Below are 3,672 nucleotides of genomic sequence, written 5' to 3' on the forward strand. Positions count from 1 at the left end.
CACACAACCCACCCACCCCTGCGGGAGGGGCCATTGACGGTTGGTGTTCGGATATCTAACCTCCATTTCCATACGTGTATAGCGTCTACATACGAAGATGGAGCTGGTGCTGGTATGGAGGGCGGAAGTACGGAAGGGGGCCTCGGGGTCGTCGTGGAGCGGCTGAGGAAGGGAATGGCCAGTGGTGTGCTGTCCTTTCCGCTGACCGGCTTCCGTCGTGACGGGTCCCTCGACCTCGACGGCTTCCGCGCGTACCTCGACGCGCAGATCGCCACCGGGCCCGGTGCCGTTTTCCCGGCGTGCGGGACCGGGGAGTTCTTCTCGCTCGACGAGGACGAGTACCGGCAGGTCGTCTCCGCGGCCGTCGAGGTGGCCGGCGGACGGGTGCCCGTCGTCGCCGGGACGGGGTACGGGTGGGCGCAGGCCGTACGTTTCGCGCGGATCGCCGAGGAGGCCGGGGCCGACGCCCTGCTCGTGCTGCCGCACTATCTCGTCGCCGCCCCGCAGGACGGGCTCGTCGCCCAGCTCGAGCAGATCGCCGTACGGACCCGGCTGCCGCTCATCGCCTACCAGCGCGGTCAGGTCGCCTTCGGCGTCGAGGCGTTGCGGAGGATCGCGCGTATCCCGAACGTCATCGGGCTGAAGGACGGGCACAGCGATCTCGACCGTCTGCAGAGGCTCACGCTGGCCGCGCCCGAGGGGTTCCTGTTCTTCAACGGGGCCGCCACCGCCGAGGTGCAGGCCCGTGCGTACGCCGCCGTCGGCGTGCCCGCCTACTCGTCCGCCGTGCACGCCTTCGCGCCCGAGATCGCGGCCGCCTTCTTCGCCGCCCTGCGCGACGGCGACACGGGCACGGCCGACAAGCTGCTGCGCGACTTCTACGTACCGCTCGTCGAACTGCGCGACCGGGTGCCCGGATACGCCGTGTCGCTGATCAAGGCGGCGGCCCGGCTGCGCGGGCGCCCGGTGGGACCCGTACGCGCCCCGCTCACCGACCCGTCGGCCGCCGACCTCGGCGACCTGGAGAAGCTGCTCGCCACCGGACTCGACCTCGTAGGAGCCGCCCTGTGACCCGGAACATGACGATCACCGAGGTCCGGCTGACCCCGATCCTGGTCGCCGATCCGCCCCTGCTGAACACCCAGGGGGTGCACCAGCCATACACCCCCCGGCTGATCGTGGAGGTGGTGACCGCCGACGGGATCTCCGGGTTCGGGGAGACCTATGGCGACGGCAAGTACCTGGAACTCGCCCGGCCCTTCGCGGACAGACTGGTGGGGCGTCAGGTCACTGATCTGAACGGACTGTTCACCGTCGCGGACGAGGTCGCCGTGGACGCGGCCCGCGTCGACAACCAGGTCGACGTGGGCGGGCTGCGCGGCGTCCAGACCGCCGACAAGCTGAGGCTGTCCGTCGTGTCGGCGTTCGAGGTCGCCTGCCTCGACGCGCTGGGCAAGGCGCTCGGGCTGCCCGTGCACGCGCTGCTCGGCGGCAAGGTGCGGGACGCCGTGGAGTACAGCGCGTACCTGTTCTACAAGTGGGCCGACCATCCCGGGGGCGTCGCCTGCGAGAAGGACGACTGGGGGGCCGCCGTCGATCCGGCCGGGGTCGTCGAGCAGGCGCGGAGGTTCACGGAGCGGTACGGGTTCACGTCGTTCAAGCTCAAGGGCGGGGTCTTCCCTCCCGATGAGGAGATCGCCGCCGTACGGGCGCTGGCCGAGGCCTTCCCCGGGCACCCGCTGCGGCTCGATCCCAACGGGGCCTGGTCCGTGGAGACGTCGCTCAAGGTCGCGGACGCGCTGAGCGACGTACTGGAGTACCTGGAGGACCCGGCGCTAGGCACGGCGGCGATGGCCGACGTCTCGCTGCGTACCGACGTGCCGCTCGCCACCAACATGTGCGTGACGACGTTCGCGGAGATCAAGGAGGCGTTCGCACGGGACGCCGTCCAGGTCGTCCTGTCCGACCACCACTACTGGGGCGGGCTGCGGAACACCCAGCAACTCGCCGCCGTCTGCCGCACCTTCGGGGTCGGGGTGTCCATGCACTCCAACACCCACCTCGGGATCTCACTGGCCGCGATGACCCATGTCGCGTCGACCGTCCCGGACCTCCACCACGCCTGTGACTCCCACTATCCGTGGCAGTCCGAGGACGTGCTCACCCGGCGGCTCGCGTTCGAGGGCGGCAAGGTCGCCGTGTCCGACGCGCCCGGCCTCGGTGTCGAAGTGGACCGGGCCAGGCTGGAGTTCCTCCATCGGCGGTGGCTGGACGACGACGGGTCGCTGCGGGACCGGGACGACGCGGCGGCCATGCGGGTCGCCGACCCCGGGTGGGTCGCTCCGGCCGTTCCGCGCTGGTAGTTCCGGGGCGGTCGTCCGGGGCCGTGGCCGTGGTCGTGCCCCTGTGGGGTGGCTCCGGCCCGACCGGCGCCGCCCCACAGGGCGTTTGGTGCACACTGGCCAGATCCGCACCATGCCAGGGAGCACACCGTGACCGCGTTCGAGGGAGAGCGTCCGCACCTCCGGCACCAGACCCACCCCCGGCCGGGCCCCCGGTCGAGCTCGGACGGGTGGGATCCCCTCGCCGGTCTGCGTGCCGAGGGTGATCCGCCCTGGGACGTGTATCTGACCGGGACCGTCTTCCTCGACATCATCTTCACCGGGCTCGACTCGGCGCCGGTGCGCGGTACCGAGTCCTGGGCGCGGGGAATGGGGTCGAGCCCCGGCGGGGTCGCGAACATGGCCACCGCGCTGGCCCGTCTCGGTCTGAGGACCTCTCTCGCGGCGGCCTTCGGGGACGACCACTACGGGGAGTACTGCTGGGACGCGCTGGCGCAGGGTGAGGGGATCGACCTGACGCCGTCCCGTATGGTCCCCGGCTGGCACTCGCCGGTCACCGTCTCCATGGCGTACGAGGGGGAGCGGACCATGGTGTCCCATGGTCACGAGCCCCCTCCGGAGGAGCCCGCGCCGGAGTGTCCGCCGCATGCGCGTGCGGCTGTCGCCTCACTGACGCCTGGTGTGCGTGCGCCCTGGATCGCCCAGGCGGCGAGCAAGGGCACCCGTGTGTTCGCCGATGTCGGGTGGGACGAGACCGGGCGCTGGGATCTGGCGGGGCTTGCCGATCTGGAGCACTGCGAGGCGTTTCTGCCCAATGCGGAGGAGGCGATGCGGTACACCGGGGCGGGCTGTCCGCGGGCGGCCGCGCGGGCGCTCACCGAGCAGGTGCCGCTGGCCGTGGTCACGCTGGGGGCGGAGGGGGCGTATGCCGTGGACGCGCGGACCGGTGAGACGGCTGAGGTGCCGGCGATCGTTGTCGAGGCGCTGGATCCGACGGGGGCGGGGGACGTGTTCGTGGCCGGTTTCGTCACCGGTACGCTCGCCGACTGGCCGCTGGCGGACCGGCTGGCCTTCGCCGGGCTGATCGCGGCCTTGTCGGTGCAGGAGTTCGGGGGGTCCTTGTCGGCGCCCGGGTGGTCGGAGATCGCTGCGTGGTGGCGGCGGGTGCAGTCCCTGGAGGGGCAGGATCCGGCTGCGCTGCGGCGGTACGCGTTTCTGGAGGGCCTGCTGCCGGAGCGAGGGGTCGGTGCGTGGCCGTTGCGGAGGGCGGCGCCCACGATCGGGTTCCGGCGGTCGGCGTGAGCGGCGCGGGGCCGGCGAGGGTGTTTGC

At 71.7% G+C, this 3,672-nt stretch carries 3 protein-coding genes; all 3 read left to right on the forward strand.

The annotated features are described in order from the left end of the window. Positions 1–114 precede the first annotated feature (114 nt). The 3 genes from FNH04_RS42970 to FNH04_RS42980 all read left to right on the forward strand — a co-directional run bounded on the left by FNH04_RS42970 (position 115) and on the right by FNH04_RS42980 (position 3,644). Positions 115–1,071, forward strand: a complete 957-nt coding sequence (locus tag FNH04_RS42970) for a 5-dehydro-4-deoxyglucarate dehydratase (RefSeq protein WP_152791670.1) — start codon at positions 115–117, stop codon at positions 1,069–1,071. Continuing rightward, entirely contained in the window at positions 1,068–2,363 is a 1,296-nt protein-coding gene (locus FNH04_RS42975) for a glucarate dehydratase family protein (RefSeq protein ID WP_322725514.1), read from the forward strand. Before FNH04_RS42970 ends, FNH04_RS42975 begins: the two co-directional genes overlap by 4 nt. Positions 2,364–2,492: 129 nt before the next feature. Next, entirely contained in the window at positions 2,493–3,644 is a 1,152-nt protein-coding gene (locus tag FNH04_RS42980) for a carbohydrate kinase family protein (protein WP_407704181.1), read from the forward strand. Positions 3,645–3,672 lie beyond the last annotated feature (28 nt).

The organism is Streptomyces phyllanthi, assembly GCF_009377205.1.
GTDB lineage: Bacteria > Actinomycetota > Actinomycetes > Streptomycetales > Streptomycetaceae > Streptomyces > Streptomyces phyllanthi.

What these genes read in the sequence shown, in the direction of transcription:
- FNH04_RS42970 (WP_152791670.1), top strand. Translation starts at nt 115, where the DNA reads ATGGAGGGCGGAAGTACGGAAGGGGGCCTCGGGGTCGTCGTGGAGCGG.